Here is a 20,788-nt window from a genome sequence, read left to right on the forward strand (position 1 = left end):
GCCAGACCAGCTTGCCGTTCGCATCTTCGGTGACGGTTGCGGTGTACGCCTTGTCATTCACCTCCAGATGGACAATATCCCCGGCCTTCGCATCCCCGCCGACGGTGCCGCTGACGGTGGTGGTCTCGGTTTTGGCCTCATCGGCGTTGATATAACCGTCGCTGATGGTGTCGATATTCAGAGCGACATTTGGCGGGGTGGTCGCAATTGACACCGAACTCTCGGCATTTGCGGTTGCCTGATTTCCATACTGATCATAAGTCGTCACGCTGGCATGAACATCACCAGTCGCCACTAAATCGCTGGTATTCACCGCCACAGACCATCGCCCGTCAATACCGACTTTTGTTTGATATTCATTGCCGTTAACCGTCACGGTTACCGTATCGCCTGGGCGCACATCCAGCCCGGTCGTACCACTGATTTCGATCTTATCCTGGTCGGCTTCGTGTTTATTAATAACGTTATCACCCGCAATCACATCAATCGTGATACTGGCTTCAGGCAATGGGTGAGGTTCATCATTGCTGCTGACGACATCCGGTTTTAACAACGTGATGTCTTCCACCGGCGCAATCGTCGCCGTATCCAGCCCTTCTGTCGGATAGCCTGCCGTTGGGTCAAGGATTTCACCGGTCAGGTCGAGGATTACGTGGGTATGGCCGCTATGGTCACCCGTCGGTGCGGATGACGAATCAATAATAGTGCTGTTACCTGCAGCCGTTGCTTCAAGAATCTGGGTTGGGTCAGCACCTTCAGCAATCGCCTGCTGCGCTGCGGCAATGGCCTGCGGGTCAACATCAGCAGAAGCAGACGCTGACGTTGCCTCGCTGCCCCATTCACTTCCACGGCCCAGATCCATATTTTTGCCATTGGGAAGCGTAACGGTTACCGCTCCCTGATCGGTTACGACTAATTCCCCGCGCATAACCTGCTCACCTTCCGTTGCCAGACGACGAGTACCATTAGACGCGACGATCCACACCTGTCCCATAACTGCCTTTATCGTTCCTATAATCGCTGACATAGCTGTCTCTCCTTAGAATGCAAATTACGCGGTAGAAAATGGAATAGCCCACTTATCAATCATATTTATCGTATTAATTACGTATCCATTGTTGGCGCTAGACATCAGTCTAAATTTTTAAACTCCAAATATATATATCATTTATCGCATTAGTAATAATATTCACGTGTTATTTTTGTATTTATTTTAAAGGTATCAATTTCATTGTAATTTTCGCATTCAGCATTAGCTTAAGCGATGGTAATAGATTAATAAAACGAGAGTAAAATCGCTCCAGAAGAATCATCATAACAATGATTTTATTGATAATTTCTCAAAAAATAATAACTCATGAATTTCAAAAAAAACCTAAATTCCATTTTTTGTTTATGATTCCAAACCTCTTTCATTTGGATCTTTTAAGAATTGTACGTGATTATTATTAGCTGTGATTATAAAGAATTATTAAAGACTTATATAAGCAATTCCTGCATGTATATCTGGTAAATTGCATCAGTAATCAAGTATTGTAATGTCTTTGGAGTCATTCCCCGGAATTTCAGGATAAGAAAAAACTAACCGCCTTAGCCGGGTTTGTTATTAAGGATATAACTTATGACGCTACATTCCACAGCGGCTCACGAGAATGACGTAACAGAGCGACAAGACGAGATTAACTTTGATCAGCGCGAGTTCTGTGATGATCCGCTGCTTGATAGTCTGATGACTATTTGCACACTACACGGAAAAGCCTCCAGCCGCGTTTCACTGACAGCGGGTTTACCGTTAAGAAATAACCGCCTTACGCTTCCCGTTTTTCCTCGTGCAGCAGCGCGAGCCGGGCTGCGAGTGCGGATGCTCAAACGCGAGCTGGGTAAGATCAACGCATTATCTTTACCCGCCATCCTTATCCTGAAGAATAACCGTACGGCGGTCTTGTTTGGATGGAGTGAAAATGGGCAAGCACGGCTGCTAACCGGCGACACCAACGGTGGAGAAATTACCGTAGAGCCATCCGTGCTGGCTGAAGAATATTCCGGCATCACGCTGTTTATTCAGCCCATTCACCAGAGTGAACGAACCAAAGCCAGCCTGCTCCCGCGGACGCGAACCTGGTTTCGCGATACGCTGAAACTGTCACGCTTTCTCTATGTCGATGCTATTGTCGCCAGCTTTTTGATTAACGTGATTGCGCTCTGTACGCCATTGTTTGTCATGAACGTATACGACCGTGTGGTCCCCAATCAGGCCACGTCCACGCTATGGGTACTGGCAATCGGTATCACAGTCGCCTTCTTATTTGATCTATTGCTGAAAACGCTGCGCTCGCGCTGCCTGGATATTGCCGGCAAGAAAACCGACATGATTGTCTCCGCGTCACTCTTTGAGCGCATCACCGGTATGGCCATAAAAGCGCGCCCGGCGCGCATGGGTAGCTTTGCTCAAAATATCCATGAAATTCAATCGCTACGCGATTTCCTCTCGTCATTAACCATGGCAACGCTTATCGATATGCCCTTCACGCTGCTGATGCTACTGGTGATTGGCGTTATCGGTGGGCCGCTGGTGTTCATTCCTTTAGTCGCCTTCCCGCTGGCGCTGGCCGTGAGTTGGGCCATCCAGAAACCATTGAACCAGACTATTGATGACACCATGAAGCTGGCCTCTGAACGGCAGGCGGTGTTGATTGAAACGCTCAGTGGCCTGGATGCAATGAAGGCCAATAACGCCCAAAGCGAGCGCCAGTACATGTGGGAAAGCACGCTGGTGACCCTTAGTAAAAAAGAGCTGCGCGTTAAATCGCTCTCCACGCTCGCCGTTAACTTTACCTCCTGGCTACAACAATTCTCAGGCGTGGCGATGATCGTGGCGGGCGTCTATCTGATTATTGATGGTCAGCTCAGCATGGGGGGCTTGATTGCCTGCTACATGCTTAACGGACGCGCACTGGTGCCGATGGGCCAGTTAAGCGGGCTTGTCACCCGCTATCAGCAGGCCAAAATGACGATGAAAACCACGGAAGATATGATGGACCTGCCTCAGGAGCGTCAGGACGATCGCCCGTTGGTCGCCCGTGAGAAATTGCTGGGCGGCATCGCCTTCCAGAACGTCACCTTTACCTACCCGGGCCAGAAACGTCCCTCGCTCAATAACCTCTCTTTTACCATCACCCCTGGGGAACGAGTCGGTATTATCGGCCGTAGCGGCTCGGGGAAAAGCTCGCTAGCAAAACTGATTATCGGCTTTTATCAACCCGACTCAGGTGAAATTCTGCTGGATGGTATGGATGCCAACCAGATTGATGTTAACGATGTGCGCCATAACATTGGCTACGGGCCGCAGGATATTCACCTGTTCAGCGGTACGCTACGCGAAAACTTAATCAGCGGCGCCAGCTATGTAGAAAACGAGGCGTTGCTTCGGGCATCCCAGCAGGCGGGCGTCCATGAGTTCGCACGCAAGCACCCGGACGGCTACAACATGCAGGTTGGCGAGCGAGGCCTCAACCTCTCCGGCGGCCAGCGTCAGGCGGTAATGCTGGCGCGCGCGCTGCTGCTGGAGCCGCCGGTATTGCTGCTTGATGAGCCAACCAGTTCCATGGACAACACCACGGAAGATAGCGTGCGTCGCGCGCTAATGGACTCCATCAAAGGGCGGACGCTGCTGCTGGTCACGCATCGAGCCTCCATGCTTTCCCTCGTCGATAGGCTGATCATCATTGACCGTGGACGCATTATTGCTGACGGCCCAAGAGAGAACGTCCTGGTCGCGCTGAAGAAGGGGCAAATCCATGCGACACAATAAATGGCTGAAAAACCTGCTGCGGCGGTTAGGACTGGGCTATAACGACAACGATCTCACGATTAATGGCATCAACGGACTCGTGATGGCGGACGGGCCACGTTCAGCCCGCACCACCCTGTGGTCATGTCTGGCGTTCTTTATTGTCTTAATCATCTGGGCAGCCAACGCGCAGATTGATGAGGTTGCCCGTGGAGATGGTAAGGCGATTCCATCATCACGTCTGCAAAAGGTCCAGAACATGGAAGGCGGCATCGTTTCTGAAGTCTTCGTCCACGAAGGTCAGGTGGTCGAAGCCGGGCAGCCCCTGCTTCGGCTCGACGACACACGCTTTAAATCGAATGCTGGTGAAAGCGAAGCCGACCGCTACGCCTTAATGGCGCAAATTTCACGGCTGGAAGCGCAAATTGCGGATAAACCCCTCGTTCTGAGTGACGATATTGAGCGTGAAGCGCCGAATATTGCCAGCGGCGAGCGGGCGCTGTTCAATACGCAACGTGCGCGATTCAGCAGCGAAATTGCGGGTCTGGAAGAGCAGTTATCACAGAAAAAACAGGAACTGCTCGATTATGAAGCCAAAAAAACGCAGTTCAGCCATAGCCTGGGGCTCATTCAGCAAGAAGTCAGAATGTCAGAGCCGCTGGTCAACGCTGGCGCGATTTCAAAAGTTGAAATACTTCGCCTGCGCCGCTCTGAAGTCGATACCCGCGGCCAACTCGACTCCATCGTGCTCGCCATTCCTCGGGCCCGGTCGGCGGTGAAAGAGATAGAAAATAAGATTGCCGAGTCTCGCGGACGCTATCACAGCGAAATGCTGGGACAGTTAAATGAAGCGCGCACCAACCTTGTCAAAATTGAAGCCAGCGGCAAAGCCATTGAAGACAGAGTCAATCGTACATTAGTGACCTCACCGGTACGCGGAATTATCCAGCAAATGTTGGTCACCACGATTGGCGGCGTTATTCAGCCCGGCAGCGAACTGGTTGAAATTGTTCCGCTGGATGACAGTCTGCTGGTTGAGGCCAAAATAAGGCCGCAAGATATTGCGTTTCTTCATCCAGGACAGAAAGCGATGATCAAATTTACCGCCTATGACTACACCATCTATGGCGGTCTGCAAGGCTCTCTGGAGCATATTAGTGCTGATACCATCACTGACAAAGAGGGCCGTAGTTTTTATCAAATTCGCTTAAGAACGGATCGTAATTATCTCGGTAGTGAGGAGAAGCCGCTGTTGATTATTCCGGGAATGGTGGCTTCTGTCGATATCATGACAGGGAAGAAAAGCGTACTCAGTTACCTATTAAAACCAATATTAAGAGCGAAGTCAGAAGCACTTCAAGAACGATAGTACCCCTATATACGATGGAAATTGATGAAAGGATGACATTATGAACAAACACATTCGGGTATTAACCAGCCTCTCTCTGCCGCTGCTGTTCGCTAACAACGTTAGCGCGGCTACGCTCGAACAGGCCGTCAAAGACAGCTTGCTCTGGCACCCGCAGGTGAGCGCGTCCGTCAACAGCCGCTATTCTGCCGATGAGGATTTACGGGCGGCAAAAGGCGGCTATCTGCCCACCCTGAACCTCTCCGCCGGCACCGGCTGGGAGCAGACCGATAACTCCAGCACCCGTGCAGCCAACGATCACCGTCGCAACCTGAACCGCAGCGAATCCAGCCTTAATCTGCGCCAGAATGTGTTTAACGGCTTCGCGACCACCAGCGAAGTGGCCCGGCAAAAGGCGACCGTGAACTCCCGGGCGTACACGGTGATGAACACCAGTGAAGTGACCGCGCTGAATGCGATTCAGAGCTATCTCGACGTTCTGATGCGTCAAAAAATGGTGCAACTGGCACAAAATAACCTGAAGAGCCACGAGCGCGTATTTGACCAAATCCGTCTGCGTACCGAACAGGGTGTAGGCCGTAAGGCTGACTATGAGCAGGCACAGGCACGTCTGGCACAGGCGAAAAACAACCTGCTGACCGAACAAACCAACCTCGAAGATGCCCAGGCCAACTACTACAGCGTGGTCGGTAAAGAAGCCACCGGTCTGTCAATGCCGATGACGACCAACGTCCCGGGTTCTCAGGCCGAAGCCCGTAAGCAGATGCTGGAAAACAGCCCGCTGCTTAAACAGGCCGATGCGGACGTTGAAGCCACCCGCCAGCAGTATGAAGCCGCGAAATCCCGCTTCTACCCGAGCGTGGATATCGACCTTGGCCGCCGTATGGATAACAACGTCGACGGCACGCGTGGTCACGATCAGGAGTGGCAGGCAATGGTTCGCATGAACTATAACCTGTTTAACGGCGGCAGCGATAAAGCACAGCTGTCATCTTATGCCTACAAAATGCAGGAAGCGCAGGACGTCAAACGCAACGCCCTTCGCCAGCTGGATGAGGAGCTGCGTCTGTCCTGGAACGCCTGGCAGAACGCCAAACAGCAGGTGCCGATCGCCAAAGATTACGCCGATCGCAGTGCCGTGGTGCGCACCGCGTACCAGGAGCAGTTCAGCATCGGTGAACGTAGCCTGCTGGATATGCTGGACAGCGAAAACGAAGTGTTCAACGCCCAGCGCCGCTACGTCGAAATGCAGTTTGTGGAGATGTTCACCACCTACCGCATCAACGCCCGTATTGGCGATCTGCTAAAACAGCTGAATATTCAGGCACCAACGGCCGCACAGCCGGTGGATGAGCAACAGACGGCACACAGCAATCTTCCTGAATTGAAATAATCGCTAGCCAGTAGCGATGGTCTTCCTCTTCTCTGGCGGTGCCAGGGAAGAGGAGTTTGCTTTTCACCCCGGCGCCCCCTGGTGGTTGCCGTTTTACACCTGTTGTTCACTTCACCTGCAGTAAATCGCTATACCTCGTTGTGTATCGCGGCGACAGCATCTCTCTTTTCATTTGCCACTCCTGCTGAATACCCTGCCCCGCAAAATAGAGCGTCCCCTTCCCGGCTTTTGTGTTGATACGGTCCAGCACATCCATCAGCGACGCGCTATTACGCCTTGGTGCGTTATCATCAAACAAGTCGAGCTGCACGATGCCCTGACTGTAAAAATCCCCCAACATGACGCCTGCTTTTTGGTAGCGATGACCGCTCTGCCATATGGCCTCCAGACAGCGCGTCGCGGCGGCGACAATATCCCTGGTGTCCTGCGTGGGCGTAAGGAGTTTCACGGATGCGCTGTTCGCATAGTACGGCACCCTTTCTGCAAACGGAGACGTTTTCACGAACGCGGAAATAAACCGGCAGTACTGATGCTCGCCGCGCAGTTTCTCCGCCGCGCGAACGGCATAGCTGCAGATAGCCTGTCGCATTTGCTCGTAATCGGTAATCCGTTCGCCAAACGAGCGGGAACAGATAATTTCCTGCTTCACGGGGGCAAACTCTTCCAGCGCAAAGCACGGTTCGCCTCGCAGTTCACGTACCGTTCGTTCCAGCACCACGCTAAAGTGCTTCCTGATAAAACGAATATCGGTGTCCGCCAGTTCAAGCACGGTGTTGATCCCCATCGCCTGCAGCGATTTGCCGATCCGACGCCCAATCCCCCACACCTCATCAACCGGCAGCGCGGCCATCAGCTTACGCTGGTTCTCCACGTTAGACAGGTCGACAACGCCATCGGTCTGCTGCTGCCACCGCTTGGCGGCATAATTGGCCAGCTTCGCCAGCGTCTTGGTCTGCGCGATACCGACACCCACAGTCAGGTGCGTGCGCTGACGCACGGTGCGGCGGATCTCCCGACCAAAATCCACCAGATCACGGCAGTTGCTGACGCCCGTCAGGTCGCAGAATGACTCGTCAATTGAATACACCTCGCACCGGGGAGACATCTCTTCAAGCGTGGTCATCATCCGCAGGCTCATATCGGCGTACAGCTCGTAGTTGCTGGAAAAAAAATGGACGCGTTCGGGGAACGCCACCCCTTTTAGCCGGAACCAGGGCGTGCCCATTTTGATGCCAAGCGCTCTGGCGGCGTGGCTACAGGCGATAACGCAGCCGTCGTTGTTACTCAGCACGCACACCGGTTTGTCCTTCAGGTCTGGCCGGAACACCGTCTGGCAGCTGGCGTAAAACGAGTTCGCATCAACAAGCGCGAACATCAGCCGACCGTCTTCAGGATATGCGTGACAACGCTAAAAATATCCAGCGAGGTTTCGCCGCTGACCTGAATTGGCCGATTCGAATTATGCATAATTTATCATCGCTCAAATTACTGTATATAAACACAGTAAAGCAAGAGCTAGCGAAGGTGCAAGCCGCTTTCATGGCGATAAACCAAACCCCCTGAAGTTTTAGATAATTTAGTAAACGGCTAGTGCGTGCAGCCAGCAGCGTGGCGAATGCAGTCGGCATGGCAGTGATTGACCGGATGGCTCCACCTCTGCCGGAACCAGAAGAAATTTCGGCTCCGGCAGACGTTTTTCTCATTATCGACTTATCGGTCTAAGGCTCATACGCCGCGCTATGGAAATCAATTTCCCACTGCAGCACTTCACCATATAGCGCTGACAGCGTTTGTTTTTCACTCTCACTGAGCGCTACAGCACAGCGATCCAACTCATTCTTCAGCCAAAGCGCCTGCTGATAAAACTCGTCTTCCGCATGCATTTCCACCCAGCGCCGAACGTCAGCATCGCGCTGATGGCGCTCATTCACTCGTCGACACCAGGCGTAATACATCCATTCCGCACCGAACATCAGGGTAATAACCTGCTCATAGCTGCCTTGCTGAGCGGTTCGCAACATACCATCACGGAAACGCCGCACGCCGGGCAGATCGTCCGGATAATCGGCAGGATTAATCCGGCGTTCTGCTAATACACGTTCAAACCAGGCTATCTGCGTATCAACTAACGCATTCAGTACACCAACCAGCCAACGCTGCTGCTGAATACCCGGCGCTTTGCTGATCCCCAGGGCAAAAATTGCAATCGCCGTGGCGACAAAATTCCCCTCGAAAACAAGGTAGCGGTTAAACACCGTTGTTGGCAGACGATCCTGCTCAATATCTACCACAAAACGATGCTGCTGCATGACCTGCCAGGCCTGATCATGCTCACGTAGCAGTCGCTCGGTAAACGGTTCCATTATGCTTCCTCCAGCGCGGCCTGAGCGATAGACATAAAATGTTTTACCCGAGCCAAATCAACATCGTTCCACCAGACACCGTCCACCTTCATCGTACTGGCAACGATCACCCCCTGAGTACGCCCCAGAATCTGACAAACGTTAGCCGGCGTTACTCCAGAACCGACCAGCAACGGTAACTCTGTCGCTGCGCGAATTTCATCAATTTCTTCCATCGTAGCGCTATCACCCGTGCGTTGACCGGTGGCGATCACGGCATCGGCTTCAAAAAAATCGACATCGCGAGTCAGCTCCTGAATCGAACGATCGGCAACGATGGCATGGCTGCCATGTTTGACGTGGCTATCGGCAAAAACACGGATATGTTCAGCGCGCAGCATACTACGGTAGCGCAGCGCTTTAGCCGCCGCCCCTTCAATAAACCCTTCATTGGCAATATAGGCGTTAGCCCACTGATTTACGCGAACGAAATCAGCCCCACCCGCCAATGCGGTTGCAAGCGCCGGGATCGCCGCATTAGCCAATACGTTAATACCTAGCGGTACCCCAAAGCGTTCGCGAACTTTCTCGGTAATGACCGCCATCAGTGCCGATGTTTCATGACCGATATCTTCTGGTTTGGAAAAAGGAATATCGCCATGGTTTTCAACAATCAGACCATGAACGCCGCCTGCAATATAATTTTCCGCATCACGAAGCGCACGTTCAATAATATCGCGCACTGATTTTCCTTGATATTTAGGCGTTCCAGGAAAAGGGTCGCAATGAATTACACCAATAACTGCTTTTTTACGTGAAAAAATAGCTTGTATTGCATTCGTTTTTTCTGCTGAGATAGCAACCATCTTATCCATCCTATTAAGGAAACACTATGCGTGTTTACGTTACTGGTAATATTACCGTAGATGAAACCTGGTCCATTTCGGACATACCAAAAAAAGGCTCATCAATTCATGGAATTAAAGTCTCGCAGGATATCGGCGGTAAAGGCGCGAATCAGGCGATCATATTATCCCGTTGCGGAATAGACACACGTTTAATTGCCGCCACGGGAAGTGACAGCAACGGCATCTGGATCCGCCAGCAAATAAAAGGTGAGACGTTATCGCTGCTACCCGATTTTCATGTCAATCAACATAGTGACACCTCAATTATTTTAAATAGTGATGATGGTGATAATGCCATTATTACTACCACCTCAGCCGCCGATACATTTGGCATTGATGATATTATCTCGCACATGGCTGACGCCGCAGTCGGTGATATTTTGCTACAACAGGGTAATTTCTCTCTGGATAAAACTCGCACCCTGTTCCAGTTTGCCAAAACACGCGGTATGACGACGGTATTCAACCCCTCACCGGTTAATCCTGATTTTTGCCATCTGTGGCCACTGATCGATATCGCCGTGGTCAACGAATCAGAGGCCGAACTGTTACAGCCTGATGGCGTGAAAACCTTAATCATTACCCAGGGCGCCGCTGGGGCCTGGTTGGTTCGGGACGGCCAGCGCCAGTTCTGTCCCGCCATCCCCGCCGAGGCGCTTGATACCACCGGCGCAGGCGACACTTTCCTTGCCGTCATGCTCGCGTCCTCGCTGCGGCGTGGGGTAGAACCTGATACCCTGGCGCTTACCCACGCCAGCCTTGCTGCCGCGATTACCGTTAGCCGTCGGGGCACCTATAGCGCATTTCCAGACAACCATGAACTTGCCGCCCTGCTCGCAAAGGGCGGCAAGTAGCAACCTACTTAAACAGCGAACGGTAAGTGTCAACGTTCGCTTTGGTCACTACCGTGGCCGGTACCAGGATGGTCTTCGGCACGGTTTTACCCGACGTGATGCTGTTGAGCGCATTCAGGGCTTCTGCACCCATTTTTTCAGGATCCTGCTGCAGCACGGCGGTAACGTAGCCACTATCAATACCCGAAATCGCCTTCGCCGTCAGATCCCAACCAAAGACTTTAATATCCTTCTGGCGCCCCTGATTTTCCACAGCAGCAATAGCGCCCAATAAAGCGGGTTCACCGGTTGCATATATCGCCGTCAGATCGGGGTTGCCGGTAATCAGGTTTTCCGCCGCGGTCATTGCTTTATCCTGCACGTTTTGTCCGTCAACAACGTTCGCAACCGTAATTTTTGGATTACTTTTCAGCGCCTCTTCGAAGCCTTTCTGCCGCTGGTTTTGAATAGCTGAATTTAACGCCCCAACGATCCCCAGACGTGCCTGGCCGCCCATCTCTTTTTGCACATAGTCGACGAAGTATTTACCAATAATCCGCCCCCCTTCAATATTATCAACGCCGACTTGAGCAGCCTGAGGCCCGGTAGGTAATACGGCATCAATAGCAATGACAGGAATGTTCGCCGCCGCCGCTTCTTTGACCGCGGGCATAATTCCGTTAACGTCGATAGCGGCAACCAGAATCCCTTTAACGCCTTGCTGAATATAGTTTTCAATCGCATCATTTTGCGCAACGGGATTATCATTAGAGTTGAAAATGACTAGATTCTTGCCACTCGCCTTTGCTGCATCCTGCGCGCCTTTATTCATCAGATTAAAGAACAAAGCCTGCTGATTGATCTGCACCAACGCATAAGTTGGACTTTCAGCATTGGCTGCAGAAATAAAACTCACTGATGCCAGCATCGTCGTTGCTATAGCAATAAAACGCAGTTTTCCGGTGTTAAATAACATCATCAGTATCCTCGTCGGGAATAGTTGATAGCCAGCAGAGTTCCGCGTTGCATACGAACGCAGAAGGGATATGTTTTGGCGGGCAAATATCGAGTTTGTAGCCAGAACAATCGAAAACTGTTCGGCTGGATCCCGCTTTACAACATTCCGGCAACCGGTCCGTTTCGGTGCGCGACTGGAACGTCTAAAGCTGGTTTGGGAATGACTTCCCGGATGATGCGGTAAACTGCCTATACAATTCTCTGCCGATTAAAATTTGTCAAGCATTAATTTCCACCACATGGTTACCCAAGAAATTGCTGTATCCACGGCGCTTAACTATGTTACAGATAGCCGATTCTGGCAGAAATGGCGCAGCAAATGAGTATAAAACGCGTATTGCTATCCGATGTGGCAAAGCTGGCAGGGCTATCTAAAGCGACGTTGTCACGCTATATGAACAACAGCATTGTGCTGCCGCAGGACACTATCGATCGTATTGAAACGGCTATCCACGAACTGGACTATCGCGGCAACAGCCTCGCACGCCGCCTGAGCAAAGGGGGAAGCGAAACGCTTGGGCTGGTGTTACCTGATATCACCAACCCCTTCTTCGCAGAACTGGCCGATGCTGCCGAAGAGGCCGCTTCTGCCAGCGGTTACAGCCTGGTACTGTGCATCACCCGCAATAATCCTGATAAAGAGTGTCAGTTTATTCGCTGGCTGGATACCTGCCAGGTCGATGGCCTATTGTTCACCACTAACCGACCGGATAACGGTCTGTTGCGGAAAGAAATTCAGCGCCATGAACGCATCGTGCTGCTGGATGAAGATATTCCCGGCAGCAAGGTACCGAAAGTATTTGCTGATAACGTACAGGGCGGGCGAATTGCCACTGAAAAGCTGATCGCCGCCGGGCATCGCCATATCGCCTTCGTTGGCGGGCCAGACAAACTGATGAGCGTCCGCGAGCGTTATCAGGGATTCTGCACCGCGATGGAGCAAGCAGGTCTGAGCTGGCCACCTGAATGGATCATGTATGGCGACTATCGGCGAGAATTCGGCCAGCAGGCGCTGCACCACCTGTTTAACCAACCGATCCGCCCTACCGCTGTCTTTGCTGCTAGTGACTATCTGGTGCTGGGCCTGCTCGACGGGTTACGTGCCAGCGGACTGCAGGCACCAGCAGCACTGTCGCTAGTCGGTTTCGATGATGCCAACTATGCCGATTTCACCCAACCCCGCATCTCAACTATCCGGCAGCCCGCCCGGGAATTGGGCCATACGGCGGTGAACATCATGCTGCGCCTGCTCAACAACGAGAAAGATATCCCTGCGGAAACCCGTCTGCCGGTTGAATGGGTCGGCCGCGATTCGATCAAAATTTGTTAAGCTCGTCCCAAAATGGCGCAAAAGCGCCCAGTTTTGGCGCAAAAAACAATCAACTTAAAAACCGTTCACTATAATCAGTAAACCGGTTTACCGGAGAGTAATAAATAAAACCTATTTATTACATAGTGTTAGGTCACAGGGCTGCTGTGTTGTTTCTGCCCTGGCACGGATGCTGCAATGTTCTTACTGGCGAATAAATATCTTAAATAGCGTTAGCCTGACTGTGTATGTGAGTGCTTCATTCATCAGGTAAACCGGTTTACTAGATTGTAAATCGTGTTGGATGAAGTCTCTCGCGCAGGATGGGCGAACATTTTCCCGGCAATAGCAATGGGAGTTATCAGATGCAGCAGCCACACACTACCCCGCCAAGGGTGGAGATGATTAATATCACCAAGACCTACGGGTCGATACGTTCATTGCGCGGTGTCAACCTGGAGCTGGCACCTGGTGAAGTACTGGGTTTGGTGGGCGATAACGGCGCGGGGAAGTCGACCCTGACTAAAGTGTTATCTGGCGCGGTAATCCCTTCCAGCGGCACGATTCGTATCGACGGCGAACAGCACCAGTTTACCAATCCGGCGGATTCTCGCCGCTGTCATATCGAGATGGTGTATCAGGATCTATCGCTATGCGATACGGTTGACGTCGCAGGCAACCTGTTTATGGGCCGCGAGCCGATGAAATCCGTTTTCGGTATCCCTTTTCTCGACGAAGCCAGAATGCACGCCGATGCTCGTGAGATGCTCAAAGGGCTAGGCATTTCTATTCCCGATACCCGCCTGCTGGTCAGGAACCTCTCCGGTGGTCAGCGCCAGGCCATTGCCATCGCCCGCGCGGCGGCCTTTGACCCGAAGGTGCTGATTATGGACGAACCTACCGCCGCACTTGCCGTCGCGGAAGTTGAAGCGGTTCTGGAACTCATCCGCCGCGTTTCCGCTCGCGGCGTGAGCGTGATTCTGATTACTCACCGCTTGCAGGACCTGTTCCTGGTCTGTGACCGCATCATGGTCATGTATGAAGGCACCAACGTCGCCGACCGGCGCGTCGCTGACACCAGCCTAAGCGATATCGTTAATCTGATTGTGGGCGAAAAGTTTACCGCCCGCTCTGCGGCCGCACACTGAGGTAACAGGATGAGTATCATGAACTTAAGCAGCTCTCGCATGATCCAGCATTCGCTGCCGCGCCGCCTGCTGCATAACCACTCTGGCGTCGTCAGCATCGCGCTGTTTTTTGTTTTCTGCTGCGTGGTGTTTTCGCTGATCACCAGTAATTTCCTCACCGGTACCAACTGGCTGAATATTATTCGTCAGAGCGCCCCGCTGCTGATCGTGGCAACGGCAATGACGCTGGTGATTACCACCGGTGGCATAGACCTGTCGGTAGGTTCCACTCTGGCGCTGGTTGGCGCACTTTCCGCTATCGCGCTGAATAACTGGGGGTTGCCGTGGCCGGTTGTCCTGCTCGGCGGTCTGTTGCTCGGCGGTCTGGTTGGTGCCATCAACGGGTTCTTTATTGCCTATGAAGGGATACCGGCGTTTATCGTCACCCTTGCCACTCTGGCCGTGGTTCGCGGTATCGCGCTGTTGGTGACTCAGGGCTACTCCATTCCCGTCCCGGCGGACAGCCTGTTTACCTTTATAGGGCGCGCCTGGGTTGTGGGCATCCCGATGCCAGCGGTGATCGGTATTATGATTCTGGTTATCGGACATATCGTCCTGAATCATATGCGTTTTGGCCGCTACGTTACCGCCATCGGTGCGAACGCAGAGGGCGCACGACGCAGCGGTATTAACACGAAAGCCGTGACCATGAAGGTGTACATCATTAGTGGAATGGCTGCCGCGCTGGCCGGAATGATTATTACCGCACGCCTCGGCAGCGGGTCTTCCAACCAGGGCGAAGGCTTCGAACTGCAGGTGATTGCCGCAGTGGTGCTCGGCAGCACCAGCCTGTTTGGCGGCTTCGGTACCATTATTGGCACGTTACTCGGCGCACTGTCGATTGCGGTCATTCAGAACGGACTGATCCTGTCGCACATTTCACCGTTCTATACCCAAATAGCGACCGGCACCATCATCCTGCTGGCTATCTGGCTGAACACCCGCATTCTCAACCCCACGCGCTCTGCGGCCAAAGGATAACAGATGAAAGGATCAATTTTTCGTCACCCTACTCCGCTGCCGGTCGGCGTCAGCAGCGGTTATGCCATGACGGTGTTAGGCCCGCTGCCCATTAGCGAGATGGGCGTGACGCTAATGCATGAGCACATCCTGCTGGATGCCTCCGGGAAATGGGTGCCGCCCTGTTGCTGTAGCGATCGCCATCTTGCTGAAATGCCGGTGAAGATGGAAAACCTCGGCGAACTGTCGCTGAATCCGCTCATGAGTCGTGATAACTGCCAGCTGTTTGACGTTGATGTGGCGATTGAGGAGCTGACTAAATATCGTGCCCTTGGCGGAGAGACGGTCGTTGACCCGACCAATATTGGCATTGGCCGCGATCCGAAAGCGCTGGCGCGTATCGCTCGCCTGACCGGGCTCAACATTATTATGGGTACCGGCTTCTATCTGGAGCCGTCGCACCCTGAGTGGGTAAAAACCAGCAGCATCGAGCAGTTAACCGAGCGGTTAATCTACGATCTCGGTGGCGCAGAGGAGAAACCGGAGGTGCTGGCCGGACTGATCGGGGAAATTGGCATCTCCAGCCATTTTACTTCAGATGAAGAGAAGTCTCTGCGCGCAGCCGGTCGGGCAAGCGCAGCAACCGGTGTGCCAATCGAGGTCCATCTGCCCGGCTGGGAACGGCTGGGGCACCGGGTGCTGGATATTCTCGAACAGGAAGGGGCCGATCTACGTCATACAGTGCTGTGTCATATGAATCCCAGCTTTGCCGATAAGCGCTACCAGCGCGAGTTAGCACAGCGCGGGGCGTTTCTCGAATATGACATGATCGGCATGAGCTACTACTACGCCGATGAGTCGGCACAATCGCCTTCCGATGAAGAGAACGCCCGCGCCATTTGCGAGCTGATTGACGATGGCTATATCCAGCAAATTTTACTCTCACAGGATGTGTTCCTGAAAACTATGCTCACCCGCTACGGCGGTCACGGCTACGGCTACATACTCAAACATTTTGTTCCCCGCTTACGTCGTCACGGCGTTAGCGGGGAGCAACTCGAAACCCTGATGATTGGAAATCCCCAACGGGTCTTTGGCGGATAAAAGGAACGTCATAATGCAGAAGAAAATTTTACTGGTGGGTGAATCCTGGACCAGCACATCAACGCACGTTAAAGGCTTCGACCAGTTTGCCACCGCGACCTGGCACACCGGGGCAACGGACTTTTTGGCCGCGCTAGCCGATAGCCATTACGCCATCACCTATATGCCCGCCCATGCGGCAGCGGTCGAGTTTCCGCTAACGCTGGAAGCACTACAGCAATGGGATGCCATTATCCTGTCGGATATTGGTGCCAATACTCTGCTTTTGCATCCGGATACCTGGCTGAAAAGCCGCCGTACCGCTAACCGATTGACGCTACTGCATGATTATGTTGCGGCTGGCGGCGCGCTGATGATGATTGGCGGCTACTACAGCTTCCAGGGCATTAACGGCGGCGCGCGTTATCGTCATACCGCCGTAGAGAAAGTGCTGCCGGTTCGTTGTCTGGCATGGGACGATCGTATTGAAACCCCAGAAGGGTGTTATGCCGAAATGACGGAACCCCACGCGCTGTTTAACGATCTTCCCGGCGAATGGCCGTGGCTGCTGGGTTATAACGAAGTGGAGATGCATCCGGAAGGCAAACTGCTGGCGACCGTTGCGGGCACCGGTCACCCGCTGCTGGCCATTCGCGAATATCAACAAGGCCGTTCTCTGGTCTGGACCAGCGATATGTCAGCGCACTGGCTACCGGAAGAGTTTGCCAAATGGCCAGGCTACCGCCAGCTGTGGGTTAACTGTCTCGACTGGCTGACGGAACGCGACTGATGGGCGCCACTCTTGAACTCGCCCAGCATCTGCTGGGCTTTAATACCATTAACCCGCCAGGCAACGAAACCGACTGTATGCAGTTCTTTGCCGATTGGCTTCGCGATAATGGCTTTGCGGTTTCGCTATCATCATTCGGTTCAAGACGCAGTAATCTGATCGCCACGCTTCCCGGCGCGAAAGCCGGAAAACCGCTGGCCTTTACCGGCCATCTGGATACCGTACCGCTGGGTAATGCACAGTGGCTGTACGATCCTTTCGGCTCGCAGGTTGACGACACTCGTCTTTACGGCCGCGGTTCCAGTGATATGAAAGCGGCTGTGGCGGCGTTTGCCATCGCCTGCGTACAGCATCGGGAAGCTATTCTCGCCGGGCGCGGGGCGGTATTGCTGATTACCGGCGGAGAAGAAACCGGCTGTGATGGCGCAAGAGCATTAATTGCGTCCGGCGCGTTACCGGAGATCGGAGCTCTGATCGTCGGAGAACCGACCGCCAATTACCCCGTCATCGGACACAAGGGCGCACTGTGGCTACGCTGTGAAACCCGAGGGAAAACCGCGCACGGCGCGATGCCCGAACTGGGAATTAATGCTATTTATCTGGCGGCGGATGCGCTGGGCAAGATTCAGCATTTTTCACCGGGTGCACCGCATCCGTTAATGAAGCAAGCCACGCTTAACGTCGGGCGCATTGAGGGTGGGCTAAATATCAATTCCGTGCCGGATCGCACGCGTTTTGATGTCGATATCCGCAGCGCCCCCAATTTGCAGCACGCGACCATTCGTCAGCAACTCACCACGCTGTTGGGCGAGCACGTGACAGTCACCACATTGGTTGATTTGCCTGCGGTATTAAGCGAGGAGAATCACGCCTGGATAAAACAGGTTTATCAGCGCTGCCAGCCACTGCACGATAAACCGCTCGAGCCGCGCGTAGTGCCCTACTTTACCGACGCGTCTCTACTCTTGCCCGCGCTGGGTAACCCGCCCTGCATTATTCTCGGGCCTGGCGAACCGGCTATGGCGCATCAAACCGACGAATATTGTCTGCTCAGTCGACTCGACGACGCTGAGCGGCTATATGGGGAAATTATCAGTGACTGGATGGCATAACATCTACAGGGCAAACATCAGCCGACCGTCTTCAGGATATGTGTCACGACGCCAAAAATATCCAGCGAGTCCTCGCCGCTGAACTGAATCGGTTTATAGGACGGGTTTTCAGGAATCAGCATTACCGACGGGTGTGTTTGCAGGCGCTTAACCGTGAACTCACCGTCAACCGCCGCAATCACGATATCTCCGTGTTGCGCGGTTTTAGCGCTATCGACCACCAGCAAATCGCCATTGCCAATTCCCGCGCCGCTCATGGAATCCCCGGCGGCGCGAACAAAATAGGTCGCGCTGGGATGCCTTATCACCAGCTTATTTAAATCAATTCGCTGCTCAACATAGTCCTGCGCCGGGCTTGGAAACCCGCAGGGTACGAGGTCGCCGAACAACGGCAGCGCCGCCATTTGGCCTGGGCCGGTGGGTGAATAAAACTTCATAATGAACTCACTCTATTGACACTGTTTATACATACAGTATATATACTGTCATTATACCCAGTAAAGAGAGGCTAAAAATGTTCGTGGAACTCGTTTATGACAAAAGGAATTTTGAGGGTTTGCCTGGCGCAAAAGAGATTATTCTCGGCGAATTGAGTAAGAGAGTGCACCGCATTTTCCCGGATGCCGAAGTTCGTGTGAAACCGATGATGACGCTGCCAGCCATCAATACGGATGCCAGCAAGCATGAAAAAGAGCAGATCAGCCGCACGGTGCAGGAGATGTTTGACGAGGCGGAGTTTTGGCTGGTGAGTGAATAACGCGGTGCCTCTGCTTTCTCTGGCACAAAACCCGCCGAGCGTCGTTAGCGCCAGAGAAGTTCGCGTCGCCCTTACAGTTTCAGCATCATATCGACGCAGCGTAATTGCGCGTTCGCCGACGCAGAGAAGTGCACGCTTTCCTTCACAACGGTAAATCCTTGCGTCTCATAAAACCCCTGCGCATTGGGCGTAGAGGACAAGGTAATCGTTTGAAATCCACGGGTGCGGGCTTCTCTTTTTATGGCATTCATAATCGATCCGGCCAATCCCTTTCCGGTGTACTCAGGCAGAGTAAAAATAGCCTCTACGCTACCGGACGTGAGATCGAGATAACCCGTTGCCACCGGCCGATCGCTATCGTCCACCGCCACAAAAAACGGATAGTTAACAATCTCCTGGCGATACTGCTCAGGCATATTGTCCGGCGTCCATGCGTCAATAACCGTCGCGTCATAGCTCGATGTGCATCCCGCGCGAATGGCCTGATTCCGAATATCCCAGCATCGTTCAGCTTCTTGCGGTGTAGCTTGTCTGATTTGCATCAGTATTTCCCTCGCTTATCATTATTGTCGTTTTTACAAGGCAAAAAAAAAACGGGAACCCACCGGCTCCCGTTCATCTATAACCCAGCAAGTGGATTACATGTTTTTGATGATCGCGTCACCAAACTCTGAACATTTCAGCAGTTTAGCGCCTTCCATCAGACGTTCGAAGTCATAGGTCACGGTCTTGTTGTTGATAGCGCCTTCCATACCTTTAACGATAAGGTCAGCTGCTTCGAACCATTCCATATGACGCAGCATCATTTCTGCAGACAGGATGATAGAACCTGGGTTCACTTTGTCCTGACCTGCATACTTCGGTGCAGTACCATGGGTCGCTTCGAACAGTGCGCATTCGTCACCGATGTTCGCGCCCGGTGCAATACCGATACCGCCAACCTGAGCTGCCAGCGCATCGGAGATGTAGTCACCGTTCAGGTTCATACAAGCGATCACGTCGTATTCAGCCGGACGCAGCAGGATCTGCTGCAGGAACGCATCGGCGATCACATCTTTAATGATGATCTCTTTGCCGGTGTTCGGGTTCTTGATTTTCTGCCACGGGCCGCCGTCAATCAGTTCGCCGCCGAATTCTTCGCGAATCAGCTGGTAACCCCAGTCTTTGAACGCGCCTTCGGTGAACTTCATGATGTTACCCTTGTGAACCAGGGTCAGAGAATCGCGGTCGTTGGTGATAGCGTATTCAATCGCCGCACGCACCAGACGCTTGGTCCCTTCTTCGGAGCACGGCTTGATGCCGATACCGCAGTGTTCAGGGAAGCGAATCTTCTTCACGCCCATCTCTTCGCGCAGGAATTTGATCACTTTCTCAGCGTCAGCAGAGTCAGCTTTCCATTCGATACCCGCGTAGATGTCTTCAGAGTTTTCACGGAAGATGACCATATCGGTCAGTTCTGGGTGTTTAACCGGGCTTGGGGTGCCCTGATAGTAGCGAACCGGACGCAGACACACGTACAGGTCAAGCTCCTGACGCAGCGCAACGTTCAGAGAACGGATGCCGCCGCCAACTGGCGTCGTCAGAGGGCCTTTGATAGCAACACGGTAGTCGCGGATAAGATCCAGCGTTTCTGCTGGCAGCCATACGTCCTGGCCATAAAGTTGGGTGGATTTTTCCCCGGTGTAAATTTCCATCCAGGAAATTTTACGCTCGCCTTTGTAGGCTTTCTCAACAGCGGCATCAACCACTTTCAGCATTGCTGGGGTGACATCAACACCGATACCGTCGCCTTCAATAAATGGGATAATCGGATTGTGTGGCACATTCAGCTTGCCGTCTTTCAGGGTGATTTTTTGACCTTCCGCCGGAACAACTACTTTGCTTTCCATTCACCTCTCCTTCGAGCGCTTCTGGTGTGCTCGTCATCCTTTACGCCAC

The 20,788-nt window shown here is 52.9% G+C and carries 19 protein-coding genes; 11 read left to right on the forward strand and 8 right to left on the reverse strand.

Translation table 11 applies throughout. The features are described from left to right. Nucleotides 1-1,027 (reverse strand): retention module-containing protein (locus V6940_RS09150; protein ID WP_333495629.1); only part of this gene is annotated, 1,027 nt, incomplete at its 3' end. A 594-nt stretch (nt 1,028-1,621) separates the two neighbouring features. Between V6940_RS09150 and V6940_RS09155 the strand changes: the two genes are divergently transcribed. The 3 genes from V6940_RS09155 to V6940_RS09165 are packed head-to-tail and all read left to right on the forward strand — an operon-like array spanning nt 1,622 to nt 6,552. Next, nucleotides 1,622-3,811, forward strand: a complete 2,190-nt coding sequence (locus V6940_RS09155; RefSeq protein ID WP_333495630.1) for a type I secretion system permease/ATPase — start codon at nt 1,622-1,624, stop codon at nt 3,809-3,811. Next, a complete protein-coding gene (locus V6940_RS09160; protein ID WP_333495631.1) occupies nt 3,798-5,159 on the forward strand; it encodes an HlyD family type I secretion periplasmic adaptor subunit in 1,362 nt (453 codons plus the stop codon). Before V6940_RS09155 ends, V6940_RS09160 begins: the two co-directional genes overlap by 14 nt. A gap of 40 nt (nt 5,160-5,199) precedes the next feature. Further along, on the forward strand, nt 5,200-6,552 hold the full coding sequence (locus V6940_RS09165; RefSeq protein ID WP_333495632.1) for a TolC family outer membrane protein: 1,353 nt from the start codon (nt 5,200-5,202) through the stop codon (nt 6,550-6,552). Between the two features lie 106 nt (nt 6,553-6,658). On the opposite strand, the gene V6940_RS09170 is transcribed toward V6940_RS09165, so the two are convergent. The 3 genes from V6940_RS09170 to V6940_RS09180 all read right to left on the reverse strand — a co-directional run bounded on the left by V6940_RS09170 (nt 6,659) and on the right by V6940_RS09180 (nt 9,760). Next, complete coding sequence (locus V6940_RS09170; protein ID WP_333495633.1) at nt 6,659-7,927, reverse strand: Y-family DNA polymerase; 1,269 nt, start codon at nt 7,925-7,927, stop codon at nt 6,659-6,661. Between the two features lie 343 nt (nt 7,928-8,270). Beyond that, entirely contained in the window at nt 8,271-8,915 is a 645-nt protein-coding gene (locus tag V6940_RS09175) for a TenA family protein (protein ID WP_333495634.1), read from the reverse strand. After that, nucleotides 8,915-9,760, reverse strand: coding sequence for a BtpA/SgcQ family protein (locus tag V6940_RS09180; RefSeq protein ID WP_333495635.1), 846 nt, complete (start codon nt 9,758-9,760; stop codon nt 8,915-8,917). The genes V6940_RS09175 and V6940_RS09180 overlap by 1 nt, the downstream gene beginning before the upstream one ends. Nucleotides 9,761-9,786: 26 nt before the next feature. On the opposite strand from V6940_RS09180, the gene V6940_RS09185 reads away from it, so the two are divergent. Then, nucleotides 9,787-10,656, forward strand: coding sequence for a ribokinase (locus V6940_RS09185; protein ID WP_333495636.1), 870 nt, complete (start codon nt 9,787-9,789; stop codon nt 10,654-10,656). 4 nt (nt 10,657-10,660) lie between these two features. Here V6940_RS09185 and V6940_RS09190 read toward each other — a convergent pair whose 3' ends face one another. Beyond that, the gene (locus V6940_RS09190; protein WP_333495637.1) at nt 10,661-11,614 is read right to left on the reverse strand and encodes an ABC transporter substrate-binding protein; all 954 of its coding nucleotides are present in this window, start codon (nt 11,612-11,614) and stop codon (nt 10,661-10,663) included. 345 nt (nt 11,615-11,959) lie between these two features. Between V6940_RS09190 and V6940_RS09195 the strand changes: the two genes are divergently transcribed. The 6 genes from V6940_RS09195 to V6940_RS09220 all read left to right on the forward strand — a co-directional run bounded on the left by V6940_RS09195 (nt 11,960) and on the right by V6940_RS09220 (nt 18,093). After that, nucleotides 11,960-12,982: a LacI family DNA-binding transcriptional regulator gene (locus V6940_RS09195; protein ID WP_333495638.1), complete on the forward strand. Its 1,023-nt coding sequence runs from the start codon at nt 11,960-11,962 to the stop codon at nt 12,980-12,982. A gap of 380 nt (nt 12,983-13,362) precedes the next feature. Continuing rightward, a complete protein-coding gene (locus V6940_RS09200) occupies nt 13,363-14,109 on the forward strand; it encodes an ATP-binding cassette domain-containing protein (RefSeq protein ID WP_333495639.1) in 747 nt (248 codons plus the stop codon). 18 nt (nt 14,110-14,127) lie between these two features. Continuing rightward, complete coding sequence (locus V6940_RS09205; RefSeq protein WP_220440619.1) at nt 14,128-15,129, forward strand: ABC transporter permease; 1,002 nt, start codon at nt 14,128-14,130, stop codon at nt 15,127-15,129. A gap of 3 nt (nt 15,130-15,132) precedes the next feature. Next, complete coding sequence (locus V6940_RS09210) at nt 15,133-16,212, forward strand: phosphotriesterase family protein (protein ID WP_333495640.1); 1,080 nt, start codon at nt 15,133-15,135, stop codon at nt 16,210-16,212. A gap of 13 nt (nt 16,213-16,225) precedes the next feature. Continuing rightward, a complete protein-coding gene (locus V6940_RS09215; RefSeq protein WP_333495641.1) occupies nt 16,226-16,981 on the forward strand; it encodes a glutamine amidotransferase in 756 nt (251 codons plus the stop codon). Next, complete coding sequence (locus V6940_RS09220) at nt 16,981-18,093, forward strand: M20 family metallopeptidase (protein WP_333495642.1); 1,113 nt, start codon at nt 16,981-16,983, stop codon at nt 18,091-18,093. Before V6940_RS09215 ends, V6940_RS09220 begins: the two co-directional genes overlap by 1 nt. Before the next feature lie 17 nt (nt 18,094-18,110). Here the strand turns inward: V6940_RS09220 and umuD are convergent, their stop codons facing one another. Continuing rightward, nucleotides 18,111-18,530, reverse strand: coding sequence for a translesion error-prone DNA polymerase V autoproteolytic subunit (gene umuD / locus V6940_RS09225; RefSeq protein WP_333495643.1), 420 nt, complete (start codon nt 18,528-18,530; stop codon nt 18,111-18,113). 77 nt (nt 18,531-18,607) lie between these two features. Here umuD and V6940_RS09230 point away from each other — a divergent pair, with 77 nt between their 5' ends. Then, on the forward strand, nt 18,608-18,850 hold the full coding sequence (locus tag V6940_RS09230; RefSeq protein ID WP_185669985.1) for a DinI-like family protein: 243 nt from the start codon (nt 18,608-18,610) through the stop codon (nt 18,848-18,850). Between the two features lie 71 nt (nt 18,851-18,921). On the opposite strand, the gene V6940_RS09235 is transcribed toward V6940_RS09230, so the two are convergent. Together V6940_RS09235 and icd are read right to left on the reverse strand one after the other, a co-directional pair. Beyond that, nucleotides 18,922-19,392, reverse strand: a complete 471-nt coding sequence (locus tag V6940_RS09235) for a GNAT family N-acetyltransferase (protein ID WP_333495644.1) — start codon at nt 19,390-19,392, stop codon at nt 18,922-18,924. Between the two features lie 96 nt (nt 19,393-19,488). Further along, entirely contained in the window at nt 19,489-20,739 is a 1,251-nt protein-coding gene (icd, locus tag V6940_RS09240) for an NADP-dependent isocitrate dehydrogenase (RefSeq protein WP_333495645.1), read from the reverse strand. Between the last annotated feature and the right edge of the window lie 49 nt (nt 20,740-20,788).

Source organism: Kluyvera sp. CHPC 1.251 (assembly GCF_036759945.1).
GTDB lineage: Bacteria > Pseudomonadota > Gammaproteobacteria > Enterobacterales > Enterobacteriaceae > Kluyvera > Kluyvera sichuanensis.